Source organism: Streptomyces sp. NPDC020742 (assembly GCF_040641675.1).
Lineage (GTDB): Bacteria > Actinomycetota > Actinomycetes > Streptomycetales > Streptomycetaceae > Streptomyces.
In genome coordinates, this window is sequence record NZ_JBFAEA010000024.1 from 1 (window position 1) to 22791 (window position 22791).

Below are 22791 nucleotides of genomic sequence, written 5' to 3' on the forward strand. Positions count from 1 at the left end.
GGTGGGTGTCCAGACGTAAAGCGAAGCAGTCTGGACACCCACCCCCGCAGGCCCACCACCGCACCCGACAGCCCCGCGCAGCGGCCCCGCCCGCCGCAGGCGCCACGGCGAGAGGGCCGACGACGCACGGGCCGCCGGCCCCCGGCGAACAACCACCACGGCGGGTGAGGCGACAACGTGGGAAGTCAAGCCTTCGGCTTGAGGCGCACCGCAGTCCCCGCCCCCGCCGCCGCGACCGCGGCCATCGTGGCGAAGACCACGGTGAACGCCGCCGGATGGCTGGCGGAGTGGGTGGTGATCGCGCCGGGCGCGATGTCCGCGCCGCCGAAGGCCACGAACAGCACACCGCTCACGCCGACGAAGGTGACGTTGCCCAGCGCGTCCGCCATCTGCAGGGACGCGGCGTTGCGGCCGGCCTCCTCCGGGCGGGACAGCTTCAGCAGGAGGACGCCGCCGCTGGAGATGTTCAGGCCCATGCCGAAGCCGCCGACCGTCCAGGCCGCCGCGACGATCCAGGCCGGAACCCCGTCGATCAGCGCCAGCGGCACCATCACGATCGCGACGGCGAGCAGGGCCATGCCCAGGCCCATCAGCCGCTCCCGGTACGGCTCCAGCCGGGGCCTGCTCTGGAGGTACGAGCCGAGCGCCCAGGTCAGCCCGCCGCCGGTGAGGGAGAGGCCGGCGAGGGTGGCGGACAGGCCGCGCTGGGTGACCAGCATCAACGGGATGAAGCTCTCGGCGGCGACCAGCGCGCCTGCGGCCAGCCCCCGCATCAGCACCACCGTCGGCAGGCCCCGCGCCACCCGGAACGTGCCGGGCGGCAGCAGCCGGACGATGCCCGGCACCAGCAGGGCCAGCCCGGCGGCCGCGGGCAGCAGCGCGTACCACGTCGGGTGCTCGCCGGCGTACTGCAGCAGACCGGCGCCCGCCGCGACGGCCAGCGCGAGCAGGCAGCGGCGGTCGCCCAGTACGCCCCGTACCCCGCTGCCCGGCCCCGGCGCGGTCCGCGGCAGCTTGCGCAGCGCCGGCAGCATCACCGCGAGCGGCAGGAGTATCAGGGCGGGGATGGCGACGAACACCCAGCGCCAGCCCAGCTGTTCGGTGATCGTCCCGGCGAGCAGCGGCCCCACGATCACCGGCAGCACCCAGGCCGCCGAGAACGCCGCCATGACCGAGGGGCGGAGCCGCTCGGGATAGGCGCGGCCGACCACGACGTACAGCGAGACCACCACCAGTCCGCCGCCGATGCCCTGTACCCCGCGGCCGGCGATGAACATCCCCATGCCCTGTGCGCCGCCCGCGACCAACAGGCCCGTTCCGAACGCCGCGATCCCGGTGAACAGCGGTGCCAGCGGGCCGCGTCGGTCGCTCCACACCCCCGCCAGCGCCATCGCGAATAGGCTCGCGGTGAAGTACGCGGAGAAGGCGAAGGCGTACCGGCCGATGCCGTCCAGGGCGCGGGCGGCCACCGGCATCGCGGTGTTGACCGCGATGGCCTCGAAGGCGACGAGGGAGACGACCGAGATGATGCCGAGGGTCAGGGCGCGGTAGGACGGGGACAGCACGCCACCGGTGGCGGATGCGTCGGGTACCGGGTGCTCCCGGGGCGGATCGGAGAGGGCGGGCCGGTCTGCGGTCATCGGCCCAGCGTAAGAGCCACCGCGCGGCTTCGCCCCTGTCGGAGGACGGGAACGGGCTCGTTCGTCGGTCCTAGGCCCGGCGTCGAACTGCCGTCGCCCGTCCGAAGGCAGGCCCCGCGGGGCGCGGCCCACGTGGGGGCCTGGGTTCTCGCATGTCGGGCAAGCTGTCCGTATGCCGCACTTCCGTACGTACGACGACGCCGAGCTCCACTACCGCCTGCTCGGCCCGGACGACGCGCCGCTGCCGCCGCTGGTCTGCCTGGCCGGCGGGCCGGGGAGGGACGCGGCGTACCTGGGCGATCTCGGCGGGCTGGCCGCGGACCGGCAGCTGATCGTGCCCGACAGCCGGGGCACCGGCGCCTCCCCCGTCGCCGAGGACCCCGCCCGCTACGCCTTCCCGCAGCTCGCCGAGGACCTGGAGGCGCTCCGCGCACACCTGGGCCTGGAGCGGTTCGCCCTGCTCGCCCACGGTGCGGGCGCCGCGGTGGCGCAGGCGTACGCGGCGGGCCATCCGCAGCGGCTGACCCGCCTGGTGCTGGTCTGCCCCGGCTCCCGGCTACAGGGGGAGCAGCCCGACGACGCCCGGCAGATCTTCGCGTCGCGGGCGGACGAGGAGTGGTGGCCCCAGGCTTCGGCGGCGGTCGAGCGGCTGGCCGAGGCGTCCGATCTGAGCGAGGTACGGGAGCTGCTGCTGGCCGCGGCGCCGCTCGCCTACGGGCGGTGGGACGCGCCCCAACGGGAGCACGCCGCCACGGAGGGGCCGCAGTTGGGGCCGGTGCCGCGGGCCGGGTTCTGGCAGGGCGTGGACGAGCAGGTGCGGCTGGCACTGCTGGACGGGCTGCGGGAGCTGACCTGCCCGGTGCTGGTGGTCACCGGTGACCGGGACGCACTGTCGGGTATGCGGGCGGGGGAGTTGGTCGCCGCGTCGTTCCCCGACGCCCGGGTGCGGCCGCTGCATGGGGTGGGCCACTACCCGTGGGTGGACGAGCCCGCGCTGTTCGCGCCGGTGGTGGCGGAGTTCCTGCACACGGGCGCGGCCTGAGCGGAGCGGGCGGCGCCGGGCCGCGACGCCCTGTGTGACACGGGTGTTGCGCCCTATGACGGCCTCATGGCGACCCTCTCCCCACCCTTGCCGGGCCCCCCGCCCCGCGGCCTAGAGTCATCAACAGCACCGCACCCCGGCCGTGTGCCCGAGTGGTTCAGGGGCTCGCCTGCAAAGCGAGTTACGTGGGTTCGAATCCCGCCACGGCCTCCAGTGCCTTGACCAGGCAAAGGAAAAGGGCGGCACCCCAGAAGGGGTGCCGCCCTTTTGGCCGTCCGTCTCAGTTCCCGTCTCAGTTGGCCGGTACGAGGGCGCCGGCCGCGCCATCGCCGTCATCGTCCGGCTGGTCCGCTCGGGGCTTCCAGCCGAGATGGCCGCGCCGTGATTCACCGACCGCCGCTCGTTCCGACATGGAACCTCGCCAGCGCAAACACGATGAGGAGATCGATCGTCATCACAAGGATGGACCACGCCGGATAGTACGGAACGAACATGAACTGGGTGATCAGGCTGATTCCTGCCACTGCCATGCCGGCCCCACGACCCCAGCTCTTGTTTGCCGAAACCCCCAGACCAGCAATGACGAGTGCCACCCCGACCCAAACATGGATCCAGCCCCAAGTGGTGAGGTCGAACTGGTAGAGGTACCGGGACGCGCCGAATATGCGGTCCTGCGCGATGCCGGCTGCGCCCGTAAGAATGCTGAAAGGCCCACTAATCATCAGCATGATCCCAGCGAACAACGACGCGCCATTGATCATTTCGCTGCCGCCGGGCTCCCCGTGCCCTCGCTGTGTCGCGTTCGGTATCGCCGTCATGGTCGCCACCTTCCTGTACAGCGCGGTGACCGACGCACGCTGCCGGCACGAGGCCGGTCACGCTCCCTTGACAGCATCACCGCAATCCCTCGGCACCGCGACTGGAATCCGGCACGGGGAGACCGCGGACGCCTACCGCAATCCGAGCAAGCCTTATCGAACTTACGTCCGATCGCGCCGTGGTCTCCGCCCCCATACGCGCCCCACGTACCGCAGCCAGTCCGCCCATGGCTGCGCCGCCAAGCGTCCCGACCAGTCCGACACCCGCCGTCACTAATGCCACAAGCCCTTCGGCAGGATGTCGCGGCAGGACACCGGAGGCGCACGAATATCGGCAGGTTGGGCCGCACCTCTCACACCGAGGAACTGCGGCCCGCAGCCGCCCCTAACCAGCCCGCACGAGCTTCCCAGCGGCTCCACCGTCATCATCGTCCGGTCGGCCCATCTCGGGCTTCCAGATCAGGCCGTCCACCTGCTTCGCGATGTCCGTCCGCACGGCGTCCACCATGTGCTGATAGCGGGCGGCCATGGCTGTGGTCGACCACCCCGTGAGGCCCATGACGGCCCGCTCGGGGACACCGAGGATGAGCAGGACCGTGGCGGCCGTGTGCCGGGCGTCGTGAAGGCGTCCATCCCGAACGTTCGCCTCCACGAGGAGAGCCTTCCACTCTGCGCGGTCCCGGCGGTGGGAGGGGCTACGGCCGTGTTCGTCCGGGAAGACCAGCCTGTTCTCCTCCCAACGTTTCCCGGCTGCCACCCTCTCCTCTCCCTGCGCCTTGAGATGGTCACGGAGTAGATCAACGAGCTGTTCGGGGAGACCGACCGCGCATCGGCCGGCACGGGACTTGGTGGTGGACAACTCCGGGTTCGTACGTCGCCTCTGCGGGCAGTACCCGGCCGTCTTGCGCCCGCACGGGTCCGGGCACCCGTGGGCGTACTGCGGTCTATGGCGACTACGACGGACCACGAGGAACCCGCCCTCAAGGTCCACGTCGTCCCACGTCAGCCCCAGCACTTCCCCTTGGCTCAGCCCGAGCGCGAGGGCGACAGCCCACCGTGCGGAACTGCGATGCTGCTCAGCGGCCTTCAGCAGCCGCTGCACCTCTTGCACGCTGTAGGGCTCCACCTCGTACTCCCCCGTCTTGGGCGCTTTGGCCAACTGCACGGGGTTCTTGCCGAGATGCCCGCGCCGTACGGCTTCGTTGAGGGCGGTACGGAGGGTTCGGTGCGCCTGGTGAGCGGTCGCGGGCTTGCTGCCGTTGGCCTGCATCTTGGCGTAGAACGCCTCGATGTGCTCGGGCTTGAGCCTGTCGAGGCGGTGAGCCCTCAAGCCGGGGATGAGGTGCTTCCGAACGGCGACGCCGTAACCGACCATCGTGTTGTCGTTGACCGCCAGGGGCGCGACGTTCTCGATCCAGTGCGTCAGCCACGCCTTGACCGTCCATGCCTTGCCGGGCTTCTTCACCGTCTTGGCGTCGCGCTGCTTCTCCAACTCGCGTACAGCGGCAGTCGCTTCGGCGCGGGTCTTCCGTTCGACGTGGCGGCGGTCTGGCGTTCCGTCGTCACGGATGCCGACCGTGACGCGGCTGTGCCACTTGCCGCCCTTACCGAGGTAGATCGAGCTGCGGCCGTTGGGCTGTCGGGTGCGCTTCTTTTCCTCTGCCACAGGCAGGCTCCTGCTTCTTGTGTGTCGGGATGGAGACCGGGGCGGCGGGCTGTCCTGTCCGGGAGTGCCGCCGCCCCGGGCGTCGTCAAGCGGCTCGTTGGGCGGTGCGGAGACGGGTGACGTAGGCGGCCGGGACGCGGCGCAGTCGGCCCACGGGTACGGACTCCAGCTCTCCGGAGCGGATGAGCCCGTAGCAGGTGGTCCGGCCGATGCGGAGTCGGCGGGCGGCTTCTTCGACAGTGAGTAGGACGAGGGTGGAATCAACAGCGGCGATGTCGACCGTGTCCATGTAGAGATCCCCTTCGATCAGGGCGGGCTGTCCGAGGTACGGATTTCTGCGTCATTGCGTCATCAGCGTCATTCGTACGTCTGACCTGCGATTTTGAGTGACGCAGCGGTTTGGGGGTGCGTCATCGCAGCGTCATGGGCTGCGTCATTAGATGACGCAGATGACGCAGGATGACGCAGTGTCCGCCGTCTGCGTCATGGCTTTTGCCGCAGGTCCGTTTTTTTGGCTCGCATGACGCAGATGACGCAGCGTCTTCCCTCTTAGGACAAAAGATAGGGGTGTCTATTGTGAGGCGCTGCGCCTCACAGCGTGATGAAGGAGCCGCTTCCGCGGCGCGACCCTCGGGCGGCGTTCGCCGAACAGCAAGAGGAGCACGCCCGGGCCATGGTGCTCCTCTTGCTTGTCCGGGCGCGGTGGTCGCGGGTCAGACCATCCGCTTCTGCTCGTGTGGGGGCGCGGTGGCCAGGCGGGTCATTTCGAGGTAGCCGCCCTCGCTGGTGCGGCCCGAGTCGATGAGGACACCGCGAGCGGCAAGCGTCGGCTGAAGACGCTTGAGCCGGTCGGAGAGGACTTTGCCCGTACGGGTTCGCCCGCGCCACGATCCAGCGGGCGCTCCGGGACCTTGAAGACGAGGGCCTAGTGGTATCTCGCAAGGGCAGCGGCGTGTACGTCCGCAACCGCACCGAACGCCCGGCCGGTCTCCGCCCCTACGTGGAGCAGGCGTTTGCCAGCTCGGATGTCTCGATCGACTTCGCTGGGTTCTCCAGCGAGACGCTGCACAGCGCGCTTCAAGAACCTGTCCACAAAATCCGCGTTGGCCGGCTGACCCCGTCGAGCATCAAGATCCGCATCCTGGTGCCAGACATGGCGGTGCCCCACGCCGCGCCCGTGCGTCGTGAAGACGGGTCGGACGACCCGCGCCTACGCCGTCGCATGCACGACATGATGGTGGGCTTCACCCGCAGCATCACCAACTCCATCCACGAACTAAGCGTTCTAGGGCTGGTGGCGGAGACCAACGTGAGCGTGTGGGTCCACGGCGGCACGCAGTTCTTCAAGCTGTACGTGATCAACCAGGAAGACGCATTCTTCGAGTACTACCCCATCCGACCCAACAAGGTGGTTACGGAGGGGGAGGTCATCGAGATCTACGACCTCGTGGGGGCAGACGCCACGCTGTTCCACTACTCCGTGAACGAGGGCGAGTCGTCGAGCGGCGCGCAGCAGGTCGAGCAGGCCCGTATGTGGTTCGACAGCGTTTGGAACACCATCGGAAGGGACCTCGACCCTGATGGGAAATAGCAAGCTCTCCGAGGTCGCCAGAGCCACCGGCGGAGTCCTGTTCGACTTCGATGGGCCGATCTGCGACGTTGTTCGCGGGTCGGCCCGCCCCCGGCGTCGCGCGGGAACTCTCGGAGGTGGTGGCCCGGCACGACGCGACGCTTGGCGGCAAGGCGGACGGCGTCGATGACCCGATGGAGATCTTGCGCCTTGCCACGCAGGGCGGCGAACCGGCAATCCGGGCAATCGAAGAATCACCCACCAAAGCCGAAGTGTCGGCCATTAAGGTCGCAGGCCCACCTGTGCCCGGCGCGGTCGCCGCCCTGGAAGCGGCACACTCGTCCGGGCGAAAGGTCGCCGTAGTCAGTAACAATTCCACGGCCTGTGTACGGGCTTTCCTGAAGCTGCACGGCCTGCGTCACCTGGTGCACGAGGTCATTGGACGCACCGCCTACCGCCCCGACCTGATGAAGCCCGACCCCCACTCGCTGCTGCTCGCCGCCGCACGACTTCGCGTGCACCCCCATCACTGCACCCTCATCGGGGACTCGGTGACGGACGTCGAAGCTGCTTGTGCGGCTGGAGCGATGTCCATCGGCTTCGCCAACAAGTCGCACAAGGGCCTCGCCCTGGCTGCGGCAGGGGCTGATGCAGTAGTCACCGACATGACCACTGTGGCCGATGCTCTGGCATCGAGCCCCTGGTAGCGGGCCCACCCAACCGCCCCGAGGACCTTTGGGAGTCAGTCGGACAGCGTTTGACGGCGGGCAAATGACACACTTCCTGCCAGGCCAGCAGTGCGGCACCCCTGCTCGCCGCCTTCTACCGGATCCGGCCAGTGAGTTACAAACTTCTCAGGGCACAAGGCGGTTCCCCCGCTTCCCGCCGCCCCAACCCCGCCCGGGCCTGTGCTCCCGTCGCCGCCCGGCTCCAGCCGGCCAGCGCCCACGCCGCGCGATGAGCAACCAGCCCCGGATGCCAGAGAAGGTGGACGTAGTGTCTGCGGCTGTCGCTCCACGGCTTTAGCAGCCACAAGCTTCGCCGACCTAGGAAATTCTCCTTCAAACACGGAATAAATGATCTATGCTGCCGAACACGGCGGTCGCAGACTTCCCAGCATCTGCCCCACGATCGACATAAAAAGGAGATCTTCGTGTCGGAAAAGGCAAGGGAGAACGACCTGGAATTGCTCGACACAGATAAAATCTCTCAGATCGAGAAGGCGCTCGACCTGAAGTACATAAAAACAGTTAACGAATGCCTGATCTTTGATTCTCCCGCAAGGGGAACGTGGCCCCAACGCGAGGTTGCCGTACCCATCGATGGGGCGATTGAAATCTTGCAAGCGATTGACCGAGGCGCCGAGAGGATGGCGGAACATGAAGGATGGATCGACCCCGAGAAGGGATTTGCTGAATTCGAAGTAAATCAGCATGGAATTAACGCATTCAGGCCCCAAAGTATTAGTAAATTCAAATTTGAAATCCATCCCTGCTCTCACGCTCATGCGTTTGATCCGCCATTCGCGCGTGACGAAAGCCGCGACCACATCTCCACAGTAATTCGCGTCACTTCAAGAGATGGCTCTACGTGCATCGAGATCTCGCCGAACTCGGCCCTTTGCATCCCGCTGACATCGCACGAAAGAGAGCAGGTTCGCACTCAGAGAACCTTGAAGGTCTACTTCGGAGGAGCAACCGAAAGGTCGGAGCTGCTGAGCCGATCTCGCGACTTGGCGAATTCATTTCTGTTTGAACTGAATGCCCGGCACAGGTGCCCCTATTCTCTGCGACCGAAGAGGGAGAGCCTGTCACCTCGGCCGCGCAGAGGAGCCATCGCCTACACCGTTAGATTCCCAAAAACGCCAGTTCCCAACAATATCGCGACACTCTTTTCCATCCCCAGCGATTTCACCATTCGAGGTAACCACACACTCTTCTACCTGTCCTACTACCAGGTTCTTGAGCACTACCTTCCTGCAATTCACAGGCGAGAGACTGTCAGGAAGGTGCGCAGGATCTTGCGTTCGCTCGACTTCGATGAGGAGAAAGATTCGTCAGTACTCCAAATCCTTAATTCTGTGGAGCGGTCACGCGGAGCCAGCGAAGGGGATCAGCTACGGATCCTCGTCGAAGAATGCGTCCAAGAGGGCAAGCTGCAAGAATTCTTTGCGCTCGACCATGGCAGCCACTTCGGAAATAAGGGCCCGATTTCCGGAATCCCTGCGATTAATTTGAAGAGTGGCGAGTCCTTGGCGTCCCAGGTCGCGAAGAGAATCTACATGCTTCGAAATAGGATTGTGCATGCGAAAGATGATGCTCGCTACGCTGAATCCAAAGTCCTGCTGCCGCTGAGCCGCGAGGCGATGAGGCTCTACCCAGACATTGAGTTGATCCGGGTTTTGGCCATCGAGGTTATCGCCGATAACCGTTAGCTGAGCCAACGAGAAGCGCACGGCTGTCGCCAGCTGATGCTGTAACGGGCTCCGTTCCGAAAAGCCCCTGCCGTCGCTTGGCTGCGGCTCGCACCTGAACAGGTCAGAACGCAGCAGGTACACGACGGTCCGCTAAAGCTGACAGGCACTATCAGCACGGATGCGGTTGGACCCCCCAAGCCTACAAAGCAGCGGTCTGAAGGGCGGACCCGGACCGGAGCGGCCGTTGGTGGCTGACCTCATCGGGCCGTTGCAGGCGCCAGCCAAGCCCAACCTCGTGCGCGTTGGACGGCCGTGGCGGGGACCCAGCGCCGTCTCAGTTTCCGTCTCGTTCATTGTCGTTCGGCGACGTTCATGGCGGTGTCCCAGCCCATCCCTTCACGGCACCCAGTGCTGCCGTGAACAGCTACGGACGTCGACGTATAGCCCCCTGACCAGCCCGGACAAACCTGCAAAGCGAGTAACGCGGGTTCGCATCCCGCCACGGCCTCGATGTGCGCCTCGTATGACGACGTGAGGTGCGCGGTGGTCCGGTCCGGAGGCGGTTCCCGTGTGGGGGCCGCCTCCGGGCGTTGTGGGCGGGGGTGACGGGGGGCGGTGGGCAGTGGGCGTTGGCCGTCGCGTCCGCGGCGGGCCCAACTCCCCGCCGCTACTGCTGGATCACCTGGGCCACCGCCGCCTGGGGACGGATCGGCAGGCGGCCGATGGGGCGGCCGGTGGCGGCGCGGACCGCTGCGGCCACGGCGGCGGGTGCGGTGACGACCGGGACGGCGCTGGCGGGCTTGGCGCCGAAGGGGGCCACCACATCGCGCTCCTCGACGAGCTTGACGATGCGGATGTCGGGGACGTCGAGGGCGGTCGGCAAGGAGTAGCCGGTCAGGTCGGGGTGGCGGACCTGGCCGCGGGTGGTCCGCAGGTTCTCCATCAGGGCGGCGCCCAGGCCCTGGGTGACGCCGGCCTCGATGCGGGCGCGCAGCTGGCGCGGGTTGAGGACCCGGCCCACGTCCTGGGCGACGGACATCTCGACGACCCTGATGGTGCCCAGCTCGATGTCGACGTCGGCGACGCAGCGGATCGCGCAGAACGCGAGGCCGACGAAGGCGTCGCCCTGGCCATTGTCGTCCAGCGGCTCGGTCGGGTGCGGCCGGCACTGCGCGGTCGCCCACAGCTCCTTGCCGTCCAGCGCCTCGGCGACCGTCGTGCTGAGCACGCCGTCGTACGAGGTGATCTTGCCGTCACTGATCTGCAGCAGCTCGGTGGACATCCCGAACTTGTGGGCCAGCGGCTGCAGCAGCTGGGTCTTGACCATCTTGGCGGCGCGTTCGACGGCGCCGCCCGAGACCCAGGTGTGCCGGCCGTGGCAGGCGGGGCCGGCCGGCGGCTGGTCGGTGTCGACGGCCGCGACGTGCACCTCCTCCACGCCGAGGGTGTCCTGCACGATCTGCCGCGCCAGGGTGGAGAACCCCGAACCGGTCTCCACGGCGGCGCAGATGACGGTGGCGACCGAGCCGCTGACCTTGACGGTGGCGGTGGAGACCTCGTCGGCGCCCTCCGCGCCGAGCATGTGCACCATGCCCAGCGCATAGCCGACGCCCCGGCGGACCGCACCCGGCTCCCCCGCCCCCTCCGGACCGCCCGGAAGCAGCCAGTCGGCCTCGGGGGCGTCCTTGGGCAGCTCGGGCAGCGGTGCGTCCTTCACGGCGTGCAGGAGCTCGGCGACGGGCGCCGGGCAGGTCACCGGCTGCCCGGTGGGGAGCAGATCGCCGGTGGCCATGATGTTGCGCAGCCGGATCTCGTCGGGCTCCAGGCCCAGGCGCGCGGCCAGTTTGTCCATCTGGCCCTCGTAGGCGGCGCAGACCTGTAGGGCGCCCTCGCCGCGTACGTGGCCGGAGGGCGGGTTGTTGGTGCGCACCGCCCAGCCGTCGACCACCGCGTGCGGGACGACGTACGGGCCGCAGGAGAAGGAGACCGCGGCGGCCAGGGCGTCGGCGGAGGTGTCCGCGTAGGCGCCGGCGTCCATCAGGATCTGCGCCTCCACCTTGACCAACGTGCCGTCGGCGTCGGCGTGGTGGCGGTAGCGCAGCAGCGTGGGGTGGCGGTGGGCGTGCGAGAGGAAGGACTCCTCGCGGGTGGCGGCCAGTTTGACGGGGCAGCCGGTGCGCAGCGCCAGCAGGCCGAGCGGGAGCTGGATCCCGGGGTCCTCGCGGTCGGCGGTGGCCCCGGGGACGCCGGTCACCACGACCTTGACCTGTTCCGGCTGCAGGCCGAAGCAGGCGGCGGCCAGGTCGCGGTCGGTGTGCGGGTCGGTGGAGGCGGTGTAGATCTCCACGCCGCCGTCGGGGCGGGGCACCGCGAGTCCGGCCTCGGCACCGATCGGCGCCGGGTCCTGACGGCCGATCCGGTAGAGGCCCTCGACCATCACCTCGCCGACGGCATCGGGGTCGCCGAAGCGGAGCGGGATGTGCCGGATGAGGTTGCCGTCCGGGTGCAGCGGCTCGGCCTCGAAGGCGAGTTGGGGGTCGGTGACGGGCTCCAGGACCTCGTACTCGACGGCGATGGCGGCGGCGGCCAGCCGGGCGGTGTCGGGGTGGTCGGCGGCCACCGCGGCGATCGGCTCGCCGTGGTGGCGGACCTCGTCCCTGGCGAAGACCGGACGGTCGGCGGTGCCCCGGCCGTGCCCGGCGTCCCCGGGGACGTCCTCGTGCGTGACGATGGCCCGGACGCCCGGCATCTCCTGCGCGGGCCGGGTGTCGAGGGACCGGATCCGCGCGCGCGGGTGCGGCGAGCGCAGCACGGCCGCCCACAGCAGCCCCTCGGCCCACAGGTCGGCGGCGTACGGGAAGGTGCCCTGGGTCTTCGCCTCGGCGTCGGCGGACGGCAGAGACACGCCCAGGCCGTGCGGCGGTTCGACGGGGATCGGAACGCCGTCCGCGGGGGTCGCGGCGACGGCGCCGGCGACATCGGACGTGCCGCTCATGCGGAGCCTCCCGTTTGCGGATCCTGGTCGTGCGGGGCGTGGCCCATGGGGTCGGCGGGGCCCGCCTGGTGGGGGATGCGGGCGGTGTCCGCGGGAGCCGCTGCGTCCGGGGCGTCCTCGGTGGCGTAGGCGGCCTCCGCGGCCTGCTCACGGGCCTTGACGACCTCCTCGACGGCCTCCACCACACCCTGGTAGCCGGAGCAGCGGCAGAGGTTGCCGCACAGCGCCTTGCGGACCTCCAGCTCGCTGGGGGCGTGGTTGCCCTCCAGCAGGTCGTGCACGGTCATCGCCATGCCCGGTACGCAGAAGCCGCACTGCACCGCACCGGAGGCGGCGAGCGCACGCTGCACGTCGGAGGGCACGCCGTGCTGCGCGAGTCCCTCGACCGTGCGGACCTCGCAGCCGGCCGTGGTGGCCGCGGGCACCAGGCAGGACGCCACCAGCCGCCCGTCCACCTGGACCGAGCAGGCCCCGCACTCGCCCTGGGAGCAGCCGTCCTTGGCGCCGGCCAGGCCGAGCCGCTCCCGCAGCACATAGAGCAGCGACTCGCCGATCCAGGCGTCGGTGACCGGCCGGTCGATGCCGTTCACGCGCAGGACGTAGGAGGTGGCGGGGTGTTCGTCGTGGCCTTCCAGGCCGGTGGGCGCGGGCGCCTCGGCGGCCTCCGGGCCGGCGTCGGCGGGGGCCTCGGCGGGCGCCTCGGATCCGCCGGCGGGGTCCGTGCCCGCGTCGGCGGCGACCGCTTCGGCCGGGTCGTCCGGCTCGGCGGGCCCGGCCTGCTCCGCCGGATCGACGGGCGCGGCCGACTCCTCGGGCGCACCGGGGTCCGCGGCCCCGTCGGACCCGTCGGGCCCGGTGGGTTCGGCGGCTTCGGCGGGTGCGCTCTCGGCGGCGGGGTAGCCGGCGGGCTCGGCGGACGGGCCGCCGGGCGCGGGGGCGTTCGGGGCGGCGTCGGCGTCCGCGGCGTGCGGCTCGGCCGGGTGGCCCTCGTCGGCGGACGCGAACGCGCCGGGCTCCTCGGGCCGTTCGTCCCCGGCGGGGGTCGACCAGCTGCCGGCACCGGCCGGGGCCGGCACCTCCGTCGCCGCGTCGTGCCGGTCGGCGGCCGTGGCCCCGTCGTGCTGCGGCTGCTCCGTGGTGGGCGCCGGGGGCCACTGGGCGAGCGCGTCGGCGGGCAGCGACCAGTGTCCGGTCGCACCGGCGGCGGCGTCCACGGCGCCGGTGTCCGTCCCGTAGCCGCCGGTCGCGCCGTGCGGGTCGCCATGATGGTCGCCATGGCGGTCGCCGTGGTGGTCGCCATGGCGCTCGTGGTGGTGGTCGCCGTGGGCCGGGCCGGCGCCGTGGCCGGCCGCGCCGACCTCGCCGAGGCCGTGGTCGTGCGGGTAGGAGGGCTCCGCGGGGGCGCCGTACGGGTCCTGGGCCGGTCCGCCCGGTGCGGTCTGCGGGGTCGGCCCGGAGGGCTGCTGGGTGCCGGCGGTGGCGCTCAGCCCGGCGGTGAAGTTCCAGTGCCCGGTCGCGCCGGCCCCGCCGGTGCCGTCCGCGTCCGCGCCGTCGTACCCGCCGGAGTCCTGGTACGGGCCGCCCTGGTAGGCGGCGGCATCCGGCCCGGTGTATCCGTGCTGGCCCCCGTATCCGCCGGTTCCTCCCGGATGCCCCGTCAGGCGCTCGTCGCCGAGCAGGTACTCGCCGGACTCCTCCAGGCCGTCGTCAGCCGCCGGGATCGACCACGACCCGGTGGCGCCGGCCTCCGGGCTGCCCGCCACGGGCCACTGGACGGGTTCGCCGCCCCACGGGCGGGCCGCCTCCGGCGCACCGCCCTGGTAGGGCTCCGACGGGGCGTGCGGGGCGTGGTGGGGGTGGGCCTCCCCATGGGTGGGGTAGCCGGCAGACGGGTCGGCGTATCCGGCCGACGGGTCGGCGAACGGCATCGTCCACTGGCCGGTGGCCGCCGGGTCGCCGCCCGCACCGGCCGGCGGCGCGGCATGCGGGGCCTGCGGGGGGTGCGGGGCGTGGGCAGTGTGGGGGGTGAACGAGGCCGGCGGGGTGTAGCCGTGGCCGGGCGCGGCCAGCGGATCGGCACCGGGGGTCCAGCCGGGCGTCCGCCCGCCGTAGACCTCGGCGGTGAACCCCTCCGGGAGCTGGACGAAGGCCGTCGCCTCCGACTCGTACTCGCCGCCCTGCGGCAGCGGTTGCCAGCCCTGGTCGGGGTGCGGGTGCTGCGGATGGCGGTTGTCGGCGTCGCTCACGAGAGCGCCCTCCCAAGTGCGCGGCGGGCCAGGGCTGCCACCGTACGGCGCAGGTGCAGTGCGGCCGGCGGCAGGGTCGCCGGTTCCGAGCCGTCCTCCGGCGGGGCCGGGTCCGGGATGCAGGCGGCCGCGACGTAGTCGCCGAAGGCCGTCAGCGCCTCGGGCACCAGGCCGCGTTCGCCGTCCCAGTCGATGAGCGAGGCCACCCACTGCTCGGCCTCCAGGGGCCGCAGCGGCATCGCGGCGACCGCACCGACCGCACAGCGCACTCCGCGCCGTACGGGGTCCAGGACCAGCGCCACCGAGGCGGTGGCGCGGCCGGGGCCGGTGCGGCCGGTCGCCTTGAGGAAGGCCTGCGGGGCGTGCAGCAGCGGCACCCGTACGAAGCCGACGAGTTCGCCGGGGTGCAGCAGGTCGTGGCCGGCCAGCAGGTGGCTGACCGGGATCTCGCGGCGGGCCCCCTCCGGGCCGGCGATGATCACGGTGGCTTCCAGGGCGGCGAGCACCGGGAGGGTGTCGCCCGTGGGGGCGGAGGTGACGATGTTGCCGCCCAGGGTGCCGGCGTTGCGGATCTGCGGCGGTCCGGCCGCGCGGGCGGCAGCGGCCAGGCCGGGGATCAGGGCGGCGAAGTCGGGGCGTCCCATACGGGCGAGGGTGAGGCCGGCGCCGAGCAGCGCATGGCCGTCCAGGTACTGCCAGCCGCGGATCTCGCTGATCCGGCCGAGGCCCACCAGGGCCGCGGGTCTGAGGAGTCCGGCGTTGACCGCCGCCATGAGATCCGTGCCGCCCGCGACGGGTACGGCGGCGGGCATGGCCGTCAGCGCCGCCACCGCCTCGTCGAGCGAGGCCGGCAACGTCACCGTGTGCGACGCGTGCGGTGCGTGCGTGGTCAAGCCAGCTGCCCCTTCCCCGGTGTCCCGGCAGTTCCGCTCCGCCGTACGGTACGTGCTCACAGCCCGGACGTGGCAACTCTGGCACATCTTCCCGGCCCCCCGGCGCGAGGGGCCGCCGCCGAGCGACGGTCCGTCCCCGAACAGGGCGCTGGTCCGGTTTCGTCCACCGCCGCCGCTACGCGGAGTGCGGTGCCGACCGGTCGGCGGGGCGCAACCCGTCGGCAGGGCGGTGCCCGCCACGGCGGTACCGCGGAGGGGGGCCGCCGCACCGCACCACCGTGGCACCGTCCGGCCGGACGGGCGCCCTCCTTGCACGGGTCCTCACACGTTTGGGGGCGCCCCCTCGATCGGGCGTCCGAGCACCCCCGGGGCACCGCTGCCGTCAACTCCGGCGGCACCGGCCCGAACCGGTGGACGCCCTCCAGGGGCCGTACGTGCCCCAGGGGCCGTACCTGGCCCAGGGACACCAACTCGCCCGGGGAGGCGTCCTGACGGTGGTCCAGATCCACCTGCTGCTCGCGCTGGTGGGCGGCCGGCATCGTCGAGGGAGCGAGCACGCCGTCCCCCTTGGACGGGAAGTGCCGTAGGGAGCGAGCACGCCGTCCCCTTGGACGGGAAGTGCCGTGTGGGACGGGCAGTGCCGTGTGGGACAGGCAGTGCCGTGCGACGCCGAGCAGCATGCCCGCGCCAGCCGAAGCGCCGGGGCAGCACGAAGGACGAAGCGGCGGCGCAGGGCGAAGGAGAGGGAACGGGAGGGAGGGAGAGGGGAGGGAGCGTGAGCGGGAGAGAGGGAGACCGGGGGTGGTGCGGGCCGGCACAGGACCGCCGCGGCAGAGCACACTCGGTCCCTCCGGCCCGTGACACCAGCCGCGGGCCGCGCCGCGCAACTGCCGTGGCCCTACGGACGGTTATCGGGGCCGCGGGACACAGAAACGGGCCGCGGGACACAGAGTCGGGGCGCGGGACGCTTGGTGCGGGAGGCAGGGCCGGGCTGCGATACCGCGAGCCGGGAACCCAGGGCCGGGCTGCAACTCCGGAAGTCGGGATCCCGGGGCCAGGGGGCAGGAGCCAGCAGCCCGGAGCCAGCAGTCAGCAGTCAGCAGTCAGCAGTCAGCAGTCAGCAGTCAGGAACGACGGGGACCCGGGGCCGACGGCCCGGAGTCGCGAACGACGAAGGGCCGGGGGCACGGTGGCCCGTAGCCGGGAACGACGAGGGGCCCGGGCGTCCACGGGGGACCCGGGCCCGCGCCCGCGGCGGGAACGCCGCCGCACGGCCGACGGCGGTGCCGCAAGGCAGCGGCTGTGCCGCGATGGGCGCCTTGGCGGACGGCGGTTACTTCTTGCCGCCGTCCTTGCCGCCCTTGCCGTTGTCGCCGCCGGCGCCCATGGATTCGAAGATCTCCTTGCACATGGGACAGACCGGGTACTTCTTCGGGTCGCGGCCCGGGACCCAGACCTTGCCGCACAGCGCGACGACGGGGGTACCGTCGAGCGCGCTCGCCATGATCTTGTCCTTCTGGACGTAGTGGGCGAAGCGCTCGTGGTCACCGTCGCCGTGCGACACCTGCGGTGTCGGCTCTACGAGGGTCCCCGTACCTGCCCCGCGCTCGGGCTCAAGAGTGCTCATAACTGCCAAGGGTACTCACGCGCGCGACAACCCGGGAGCGTCGGCCCGCCGCCAGGTGGAGGGCGAGACCGACCGCCGCCACCCCGGCGGCGGCCCACGGCAGTGCGTACGGCGCGAGCCCGGTGGCGAGCGCCAGCCCGCCGAGCGCCGAGCCGGCTGCGCTGCCCAGGTAGAGCGCCGAATTGTTCAGGGCCAGGGCGACCGTGCCGCGCCCCGCAGCCGCCGCCAGCAGCCGGTGCTGCTGGGGCACCTGCAGCGCCCAGCCCGCCGCACCCCACGCCACCAGCGCGGCCACCGCGGCGGGCAGCACCCCGGCGGTCAGCGGCGGCAGCGCCGCCTGCGCCACCACGATGACCGCCAGCACCCCGCCGGTCAGCCGCCGGGCCCGGCCCGTACGGTCCACCAGCGGCCCGGCCAGTGCGCTGCCCAGCACCCCGCCGGCGCCCCAGGCCCACAGGTAGGGCGCCACCTCCTTGACCCCGCCCGCCGCCGCCAGCACCGGCGCGAGGTAGGTGTACAGGCCGAGGCTGGCCATCGCGGCGAGGAACGACACCCCGACGACGGGGGCCACCGCGCGGTCCGCAACGGCCGCCAGCCGGGCCCGTAGCGGCACCGCGGGCCCCGCCGGCACCGACGGCAGCAGCCCGGCCAGGCAGCCGAGCGCCACCGCGCCCAGGCCCGTGAGGAGCCACATCGTGGCCCGCCAGCCGGTGTGTTCGGCCAGCAGGACCCCGACCGGCACCCCCAGCACGGTGCCGGCGCTCATCCCGCCCATCACCAGGGCCAGCGCCCGGCCGCGCCGCTCCCCCGGCACCAGGGCGGCGGCCGCCGCCGTGGAGAGCGCCGAGTAGACCCCGGCCCCGGCGCCCGCCACCGCCCGGGCGGCCAGCAGGGTTCCCAGGGAGGGTGCCAGGGCGGTGGCCCCGTTGCCGAGCGTGAAGACCGCCAGCCCGGCCAGGAGCAGCGCCCGGGGCGGCAGTCCGGAGAGCAGCCCGGCGACCAGCGGCGCGGCGACCGCATAGGCCAGCGTGAAGGCCGTCACCAGCTGGCCGGCGAGCGACACCCGGGTGTCGAGGTCGTCCGCCAGCACGGGCAGCAGCCCGGCCATCACATAGGCGTCCAGCCCGAGGGCGAACGCCCCCAGTGTCAGCAGCCAGACCTTTCCCACCGTGCTCAACTCCCCTGATCGTCCGGGGTGCTGGGCGATCCGGCGCCCCGGGTGAACCGACCGGGGAACCGTAGGAAGTCTCCCGATGTCCGGGGAAATGCCCGCCGGGGTGCACTTATGCTGGGCCGGCATGAGTGAGGACAGCACCCCGGACGCCCTGGACCGCCTGGGCTCCCTTGACTCCCTGGGCTCCCTTGGCTCCCTGGATTCCCTGGACTCCCTGGCGGGCATCGAACTACGGCATCTGCGCGGCTTCCTCGCCGTCGCCGAGGAGCTCAGCTTCACCCACGCCGCCGACCGGCTGCGGATCGGCCAGCCGGCGCTGACCCGCACCGTCCGTGCACTGGAGGCCGCCCTGGGCGCCCGGTTGCTGGACCGGACCACCCGCCGGGTCGAACCGACCGAGGCGGGCCGCAGGCTGCACGCCGAGCTCGCCCTGCTCCTGCCCCGGCTGGCCGCCGCGCTGCGCTCGCCCACCGGCCCCGCGCCCCTACGGCTGGGCTTCACCTCGCCGCTGCCCGCCGCCTGCACCGCGCTCACCGCGGCGTTCGAGGCCGCGACCGGCGCCGGCGTGCGGCTGGTGCGCCGGGACTCCCCGCTGGCCGGGCTGGAGAGCGGGGAGTCGGACGTCGTGGTGCTGCGCGGCGAGGTCCCCCGCGACGCCGGGCTGCGCACCACGGTCCTGCTGTACGAGCCCCGGGTCGCCGCGCTGCCCCGTATACCGTCCGCGGCGGGCCGCCCCGGACGGGAGGCCCCCGGACGGGAGGGCCCCGACCGGGTGGCGGCGGCCGGCCTGCGGGCGCTTGCCCACCGCCGGGTGCTGGACTGGGCCGAGCTGGCCGGGCTGCCGCTGGTGGTCAACACCGTCACCGGCACCACCCGGCCCGACCTCTGGCCCGCCGAGCAGCGCCCCCGACTCGCCTGTACGGCGGGGAACTTCGACGAGTGGCTGGAGGCGGTGGCCGCCGGGCACGGCGTCGGGGTGACCACGGAACCGGTGGCCGGGCGCCACCCGCACCCCCAGATCCGTTATGTGCGCCTGAAGAACGCGCCGGCGGTGCCCGTCCGTCTGGCGCTGCCGGCCCAGGACGCCCATCCGCTCGCCAAGCGGTTCTTCGCCCTGGGCGCGCGGCAGGCGGCGGAGGCCGACGGGGGCCCCGCGCCGGACCGCCACACCGGCCCGACGGGGACCGGGAACGCCACGACAGCCGGGACCGCCAGGGAGACCGGGGACGACGCCACCGGGGACGCCACCGGGGCCGCGGACGCCGTACGGGGCCGGCGGGGCGCCTGAGTCCGTCACCGCCGACCACTGCCCGGGACCATCTGGAACCGCCTGGAACCGCCCGGAACCGCCCACGGCGTCACCGTGCCGGCCACCGTCACGTCACCCGCCGCCCCTACGGCGCGACCGCCATCCCGTCCCGCGCACCGGCCGTCAGCCCCAGCTTCTCGGCGAAGGCCAGCGCCTCCTCCGGCCGGACGTCGTACCAGGCGTCCTTGTCGCAGACCGCGTCCAGCAGCCCGGCGATGTCCGAGGCGCCCACCGCGCGGGCCTCGGCCGCGGCGAGGAAGGAGCGGACCTCCGCCCCGGCGTCCACCTCGGTCTCGGTGCGCGCCACGAGGTCCTCGACCAGCCGCCCGACCGCGCCGTCACCGGGTGCGGCCCAACTCATCGCCATCTCCAGGCCGTCGTCCGGCAGCTTCTCGGGGTACGGCGCGCGGGCCCAGGCGCCGTCCTGCCACCAGTAGAGGAAGCCGAAAAGGTTGCCGTCGGCGTCGTGCCGCAGCCGCTGCCAGGGCAGCCACTCGGGACCGCCGGCCAGGAAGTCGATCTGCCGGCCACCGTCATGGGTGTAACTGCCGTCCGAGTCCTGGCCGCACAGCAGCGCCCGGTCCCCGTCGAACAGCTTCAGCCGCCACCAGTAGCTGCCGCCGCCGTTCCAGCACTCCAACCCCTGCTCGCCCCAGGAGAATTCGTCCCAGTCGTCCATCGCGGCCGCGACCACCGCGAGCGTCGCGGCGCGCGCCCACACGCGCTCAGGATGGTCCAGATCACCCGGCACACTCGGCCTGTGCATGGCGTTCTCCCCCGCTGTACAGCGCGGCCCGCGCCGGCGGCCGCGCACCGTCCCCTGACGCCTCGAACGATAGCGACAGGGACTGACACTTCCCCATGACGAAGCCGCAACAATAATCCAGCGCTCAACGAAATTCAGCGGGACGCGCCGATCCCGCACACCGGCTCCGGACCCCGAAGCCGCCGGCCCCCGGGCTCAGTTCAGCGACGGGTCGTCCGGATACGTCGCCACCATCGCCAGCTCGTTGCGCTGCCGCCGCAGCACCGCGCGCCACAGCCGCTCGGGATCGGGCGAGGAGACGTCCCCGGGCTCGGACTCCACCACGTACCAGGCGCCCTCGACCAGCTCGTCCTCCAGCTGGCCCGGACCCCAGCCCGCATAACCGGCGAAGATCCGCAGGCTGCCGAGCACCGCGGCCAGCAGCTCCGGCGGCGCCTCCAGATCGACCAGGCCGATCGCCCCGTGCACCCGGCGCCAGCCCAGCGGCTCCTCCCCGGACCGGGGATCGGTCCGGTCCGCGGCCGGCAGCCCGGCCGCCTGTGCGCCCTCGGCGCTCCGCGCGCCGCCGTCCACGGACGGGATGCCGCCCTCACCGGACAGCCCGCCGGGCACCACGGCCACGCCCAGCGCCGAGTCCAGCGAGACCGGACCGCCCTGGAAGACCACCCCCGGCTCGCCCGCCAGCGCGGCCCACGGCGCGAGGATGTCCGCGACACCGACCGGTGTGGGGCGATTGAGGACCACGCCGAGCGAGCCCTCCTCGTCGTGGTCGAGGAGGAGCACCACCGCGCGGTCGAAGTTCGGATCGGCGAGCGCGGGGGTCGCGACGAGCAGCCGGCCTGTGAGCGAGGACACCTCGGTCATGGCCACATGATCCCGCACTTCTGCCCGAAGCGGGGAGTCAACGCCCAGGACCGTGCAAGAGCAGGGCAGGGCGTACGGCGGCAGCCCCCGGCGCACGCCGTGGGAGCCTCTCGGCCACCCAGGACACCGAACCTCACATTCAAGACTTTCCTCGGCATTTCAGCCATAAGGCGATTACAGATCAAAGGCGGATCGTAGCCGAGCGTGTTGTGACAAAGCCATTACATGCTCAGAGACTGCACGGGCCTACGGGCATCCCCTCGGACGCCCTTACCATTTCCCCTTGGCCCTGCCCGTCTCCAGGAACGCGAGATCCATGACCGTCTCTACTGACGACGTACTGCTTGTCCACGGCGGCACCCCGCTGGAGGGCGAGATCCGGGTTCGCGGCGCGAAGAACCTCGTGCCCAAGGCCATGGTCGCCGCCCTCCTCGGCAGCGGCCCGAGCCGCCTGCGCAACGTGCCCGACATCCGCGACGTGCGGGTGGTGCGCGGGCTGCTGCAGCTGCACGGCGTCACGGTCCGCCCCGGCGACGAGCCCGGCGAGCTGGTCCTGGACCCCTCGCACGTGGAGAGCGCCAACGTCGCGGACATCGACGCACACGCCGGCTCCTCGCGGATCCCGATCCTCTTCTGCGGCCCGCTGCTGCACCGCCTCGGCCACGCCTTCATCCCCGGCCTGGGCGGCTGCGACATCGGCGGCCGGCCGGTGGACTTCCACTTCGACGTGCTGCGCCAGTTCGGCGCGAAGATCGAGAAGCGCGCCGACGGGCAGTACCTGGAGGCCCCGCAGCGGCTGCGCGGCACCAAGATCCGGCTGCCCTACCCGTCGGTCGGCTCGACCGAGCAGGTGCTGCTGACGGCCGTACTGGCCGAGGGCGTCACCGAGCTGTCGAACGCCGCGGTGGAGCCGGAGATCGAGGACCTGATCTGCGTGCTGCAGAAGATGGGCGCGATCATCTCCATGGACACCGACCGGACGATCCGGATCACCGGTGTCGACAAGCTCGACGGCTACACCCACCGCGCCCTCCCGGACCGCCTGGAGGCCGCCTCCTGGGCGTCCGCGGCGCTGGCCACCGAGGGCAACATCTTCGTCCGCGGGGCGCACCAGCGGTCGATGATGACCTTCCTGAACACCTTCCGGAGGGTCGGCGGCGCCTTCGAGATCGGCGACGAGGGCATCCGCTTCTGGCACCCGGGCGGCTCGCTCAACGCCATCGCCCTGGAGACCGACGTCCACCCCGGTTTCCAGACCGACTGGCAGCAGCCCCTGGTGGTCGCGCTGACCCAGGCCTCGGGCCTGTCCATCGTCCACGAGACGGTCTACGAGTCCCGGCTGGGCTTCACCTCCGCGCTCAACCAGATGGGCGCACACATCCAGCTCTACCGCGAGTGCCTGGGCGGCTCCGCCTGCCGCTTCGGCCAGCGCAACTTCCTGCACTCCGCGGTGGTCTCCGGACCCACCAAGCTGCAGGGCGCCGACCTGGTCATCCCCGACCTGCGCGGTGGCTTCTCGTACCTGATCGCGGCGCTCGCCGCCCAGGGCACCTCCCGGGTGCACGGCATCGACCTGATCAACCGCGGCTACGAGAACTTCATGGAGAAGCTCGTCGAGCTGGGCGCCCAGGTGGAGCTGCCCAACGGCGCACTGCGCGACTGACCCCACGGCGCACGGCGCGACTGACCGCCGAAGCCAAAGCCCCCTGCCGCCCTCTCCGGTTCCCGGACGGGCGGCAGGGGGCTTTGCCGTGCCCGACCCCGA

Annotated in this window: 18 protein-coding genes, 1 tRNA gene and 1 pseudogene; 8 read left to right on the forward strand and 12 right to left on the reverse strand. The window is 71.8% G+C overall.

Annotation, left to right across the window (positions count from 1 at the left end):
• Positions 1-185 precede the first annotated feature (185 nt).
• Entirely contained in the window at positions 186-1640 is a 1455-nt protein-coding gene (locus AB0G84_RS29390; RefSeq protein ID WP_361327252.1) for an MFS transporter, read from the reverse strand.
• Positions 1641-1812: 172 nt separating this feature from the next.
• On the opposite strand from AB0G84_RS29390, the gene AB0G84_RS29395 reads away from it, so the two are divergent.
• Positions 1813-2682, forward strand: a complete 870-nt coding sequence (locus AB0G84_RS29395) for an alpha/beta hydrolase (RefSeq protein ID WP_361327255.1) — start codon at positions 1813-1815, stop codon at positions 2680-2682.
• Positions 2683-2820: 138 nt separating this feature from the next.
• Positions 2821-2895, forward strand: a tRNA-Cys gene (locus AB0G84_RS29400).
• A 173-nt stretch (positions 2896-3068) separates the two neighbouring features.
• On the opposite strand, the gene AB0G84_RS29405 is transcribed toward AB0G84_RS29400, so the two are convergent.
• From AB0G84_RS29405 to AB0G84_RS29420, 4 genes and pseudogenes are all read right to left on the reverse strand, one after another.
• Entirely contained in the window at positions 3069-3500 is a 432-nt protein-coding gene (locus AB0G84_RS29405) for a hypothetical protein (RefSeq protein ID WP_361327258.1), read from the reverse strand.
• A gap of 385 nt (positions 3501-3885) precedes the next feature.
• Positions 3886-5166 (reverse strand): site-specific integrase, encoded by a 1281-nt coding sequence (locus AB0G84_RS29410; RefSeq protein WP_361327261.1) that lies wholly within the window; start codon positions 5164-5166, stop codon positions 3886-3888.
• Between the two features lie 85 nt (positions 5167-5251).
• The gene (locus AB0G84_RS29415; RefSeq protein WP_361327264.1) at positions 5252-5455 is read right to left on the reverse strand and encodes a helix-turn-helix domain-containing protein; all 204 of its coding nucleotides are present in this window, start codon (positions 5453-5455) and stop codon (positions 5252-5254) included.
• A 424-nt stretch (positions 5456-5879) separates the two neighbouring features.
• Positions 5880-6035, reverse strand: a pseudogene (locus tag AB0G84_RS29420) (ATP-binding protein); the annotation flags it as partial.
• Between the two features lie 83 nt (positions 6036-6118).
• On the opposite strand from AB0G84_RS29420, the gene AB0G84_RS29425 reads away from it, so the two are divergent.
• The 3 genes from AB0G84_RS29425 (at position 6119) to AB0G84_RS29435 (ending at position 9170) form a co-directional block, all read left to right on the forward strand.
• On the forward strand, positions 6119-6757 hold the full coding sequence (locus AB0G84_RS29425; RefSeq protein WP_361327267.1) for a GntR family transcriptional regulator: 639 nt from the start codon (positions 6119-6121) through the stop codon (positions 6755-6757).
• A 119-nt stretch (positions 6758-6876) separates the two neighbouring features.
• Positions 6877-7443: an HAD family phosphatase gene (locus AB0G84_RS29430; RefSeq protein WP_361327270.1), complete on the forward strand. Its 567-nt coding sequence runs from the start codon at positions 6877-6879 to the stop codon at positions 7441-7443.
• A 446-nt stretch (positions 7444-7889) separates the two neighbouring features.
• The gene (locus tag AB0G84_RS29435; RefSeq protein WP_361327273.1) at positions 7890-9170 is read left to right on the forward strand and encodes a hypothetical protein; all 1281 of its coding nucleotides are present in this window, start codon (positions 7890-7892) and stop codon (positions 9168-9170) included.
• A gap of 649 nt (positions 9171-9819) precedes the next feature.
• Here the strand turns inward: AB0G84_RS29435 and AB0G84_RS29440 are convergent.
• The 3 genes from AB0G84_RS29440 to AB0G84_RS29450 are packed head-to-tail and all read right to left on the reverse strand — an operon-like array spanning position 9820 to position 15286.
• Positions 9820-12147 (reverse strand): xanthine dehydrogenase family protein molybdopterin-binding subunit, encoded by a 2328-nt coding sequence (locus tag AB0G84_RS29440; RefSeq protein WP_361327276.1) that lies wholly within the window; start codon positions 12145-12147, stop codon positions 9820-9822.
• Complete coding sequence (locus AB0G84_RS29445) at positions 12144-14393, reverse strand: 2Fe-2S iron-sulfur cluster-binding protein (protein WP_361327279.1); 2250 nt, start codon at positions 14391-14393, stop codon at positions 12144-12146. Before AB0G84_RS29445 ends, AB0G84_RS29440 begins: the two co-directional genes overlap by 4 nt.
• Positions 14390-15286, reverse strand: coding sequence for an FAD binding domain-containing protein (locus AB0G84_RS29450; RefSeq protein WP_361327282.1), 897 nt, complete (start codon positions 15284-15286; stop codon positions 14390-14392). Before AB0G84_RS29450 ends, AB0G84_RS29445 begins: the two co-directional genes overlap by 4 nt.
• Before the next feature lie 434 nt (positions 15287-15720).
• Here AB0G84_RS29450 and AB0G84_RS29455 point away from each other — a divergent pair, with 434 nt between their 5' ends.
• On the forward strand, positions 15721-15873 hold the full coding sequence (locus AB0G84_RS29455) for a hypothetical protein (protein ID WP_361327464.1): 153 nt from the start codon (positions 15721-15723) through the stop codon (positions 15871-15873).
• Positions 15874-16619: 746 nt separating this feature from the next.
• Here AB0G84_RS29455 and AB0G84_RS29460 read toward each other — a convergent pair.
• Together AB0G84_RS29460 and AB0G84_RS29465 are read right to left on the reverse strand one after the other, a co-directional pair.
• Entirely contained in the window at positions 16620-16913 is a 294-nt protein-coding gene (locus tag AB0G84_RS29460; protein ID WP_361327285.1) for a DUF3039 domain-containing protein, read from the reverse strand.
• Positions 16900-18081 carry an MFS transporter gene (locus AB0G84_RS29465; RefSeq protein ID WP_361327449.1) on the reverse strand — a complete coding sequence of 394 codons (1182 nt, stop codon included), beginning with the start codon at positions 18079-18081 and terminating at the stop codon, positions 16900-16902. Before AB0G84_RS29465 ends, AB0G84_RS29460 begins: the two co-directional genes overlap by 14 nt.
• 130 nt (positions 18082-18211) lie before the next feature.
• On the opposite strand from AB0G84_RS29465, the gene AB0G84_RS29470 reads away from it, so the two are divergent.
• Positions 18212-19375 carry a LysR family transcriptional regulator gene (locus AB0G84_RS29470; protein WP_361327288.1) on the forward strand — a complete coding sequence of 388 codons (1164 nt, stop codon included), beginning with the start codon at positions 18212-18214 and terminating at the stop codon, positions 19373-19375.
• Positions 19376-19481: 106 nt separating this feature from the next.
• Here AB0G84_RS29470 and AB0G84_RS29475 read toward each other — a convergent pair whose 3' ends face one another.
• Positions 19482-20162: a hypothetical protein gene (locus AB0G84_RS29475; RefSeq protein ID WP_361327291.1), complete on the reverse strand. Its 681-nt coding sequence runs from the start codon at positions 20160-20162 to the stop codon at positions 19482-19484.
• A 195-nt stretch (positions 20163-20357) separates the two neighbouring features.
• Positions 20358-21026: a YqgE/AlgH family protein gene (locus tag AB0G84_RS29480; protein ID WP_361327294.1), complete on the reverse strand. Its 669-nt coding sequence runs from the start codon at positions 21024-21026 to the stop codon at positions 20358-20360.
• Positions 21027-21342: 316 nt separating this feature from the next.
• Here AB0G84_RS29480 and murA point away from each other — a divergent pair, with 316 nt between their 5' ends.
• Positions 21343-22689: a UDP-N-acetylglucosamine 1-carboxyvinyltransferase gene (gene murA, locus AB0G84_RS29485; RefSeq protein WP_361327297.1), complete on the forward strand. Its 1347-nt coding sequence runs from the start codon at positions 21343-21345 to the stop codon at positions 22687-22689.
• Positions 22690-22791: the final 102 nt, after the last annotated feature.

What these genes read in the sequence shown, in the direction of transcription:
- AB0G84_RS29390 (WP_361327252.1), bottom strand. Translation starts at nt 1,640, where the DNA reads ATGACCGCAGACCGGCCCGCCCTCTCCGATCCGCCCCGGGAGCACCCG.
- AB0G84_RS29395 (WP_361327255.1), top strand. Translation starts at nt 1,813, where the DNA reads ATGCCGCACTTCCGTACGTACGACGACGCCGAGCTCCACTACCGCCTG.
- AB0G84_RS29475 (WP_361327291.1), bottom strand. Translation starts at nt 20,162, where the DNA reads ATGCACAGGCCGAGTGTGCCGGGTGATCTGGACCATCCTGAGCGCGTG.
- AB0G84_RS29480 (WP_361327294.1), bottom strand. Translation starts at nt 21,026, where the DNA reads ATGACCGAGGTGTCCTCGCTCACAGGCCGGCTGCTCGTCGCGACCCCC.
- AB0G84_RS29415 (WP_361327264.1), bottom strand. Translation starts at nt 5,455, where the DNA reads ATGGACACGGTCGACATCGCCGCTGTTGATTCCACCCTCGTCCTACTC.
- AB0G84_RS29460 (WP_361327285.1), bottom strand. Translation starts at nt 16,913, where the DNA reads ATGAGCACTCTTGAGCCCGAGCGCGGGGCAGGTACGGGGACCCTCGTA.
- AB0G84_RS29470 (WP_361327288.1), top strand. Translation starts at nt 18,212, where the DNA reads ATGAGTGAGGACAGCACCCCGGACGCCCTGGACCGCCTGGGCTCCCTT.
- AB0G84_RS29440 (WP_361327276.1), bottom strand. Translation starts at nt 12,147, where the DNA reads ATGAGCGGCACGTCCGATGTCGCCGGCGCCGTCGCCGCGACCCCCGCG.
- AB0G84_RS29405 (WP_361327258.1), bottom strand. Translation starts at nt 3,500, where the DNA reads ATGACGGCGATACCGAACGCGACACAGCGAGGGCACGGGGAGCCCGGC.
- murA (WP_361327297.1), top strand. Translation starts at nt 21,343, where the DNA reads ATGACCGTCTCTACTGACGACGTACTGCTTGTCCACGGCGGCACCCCG.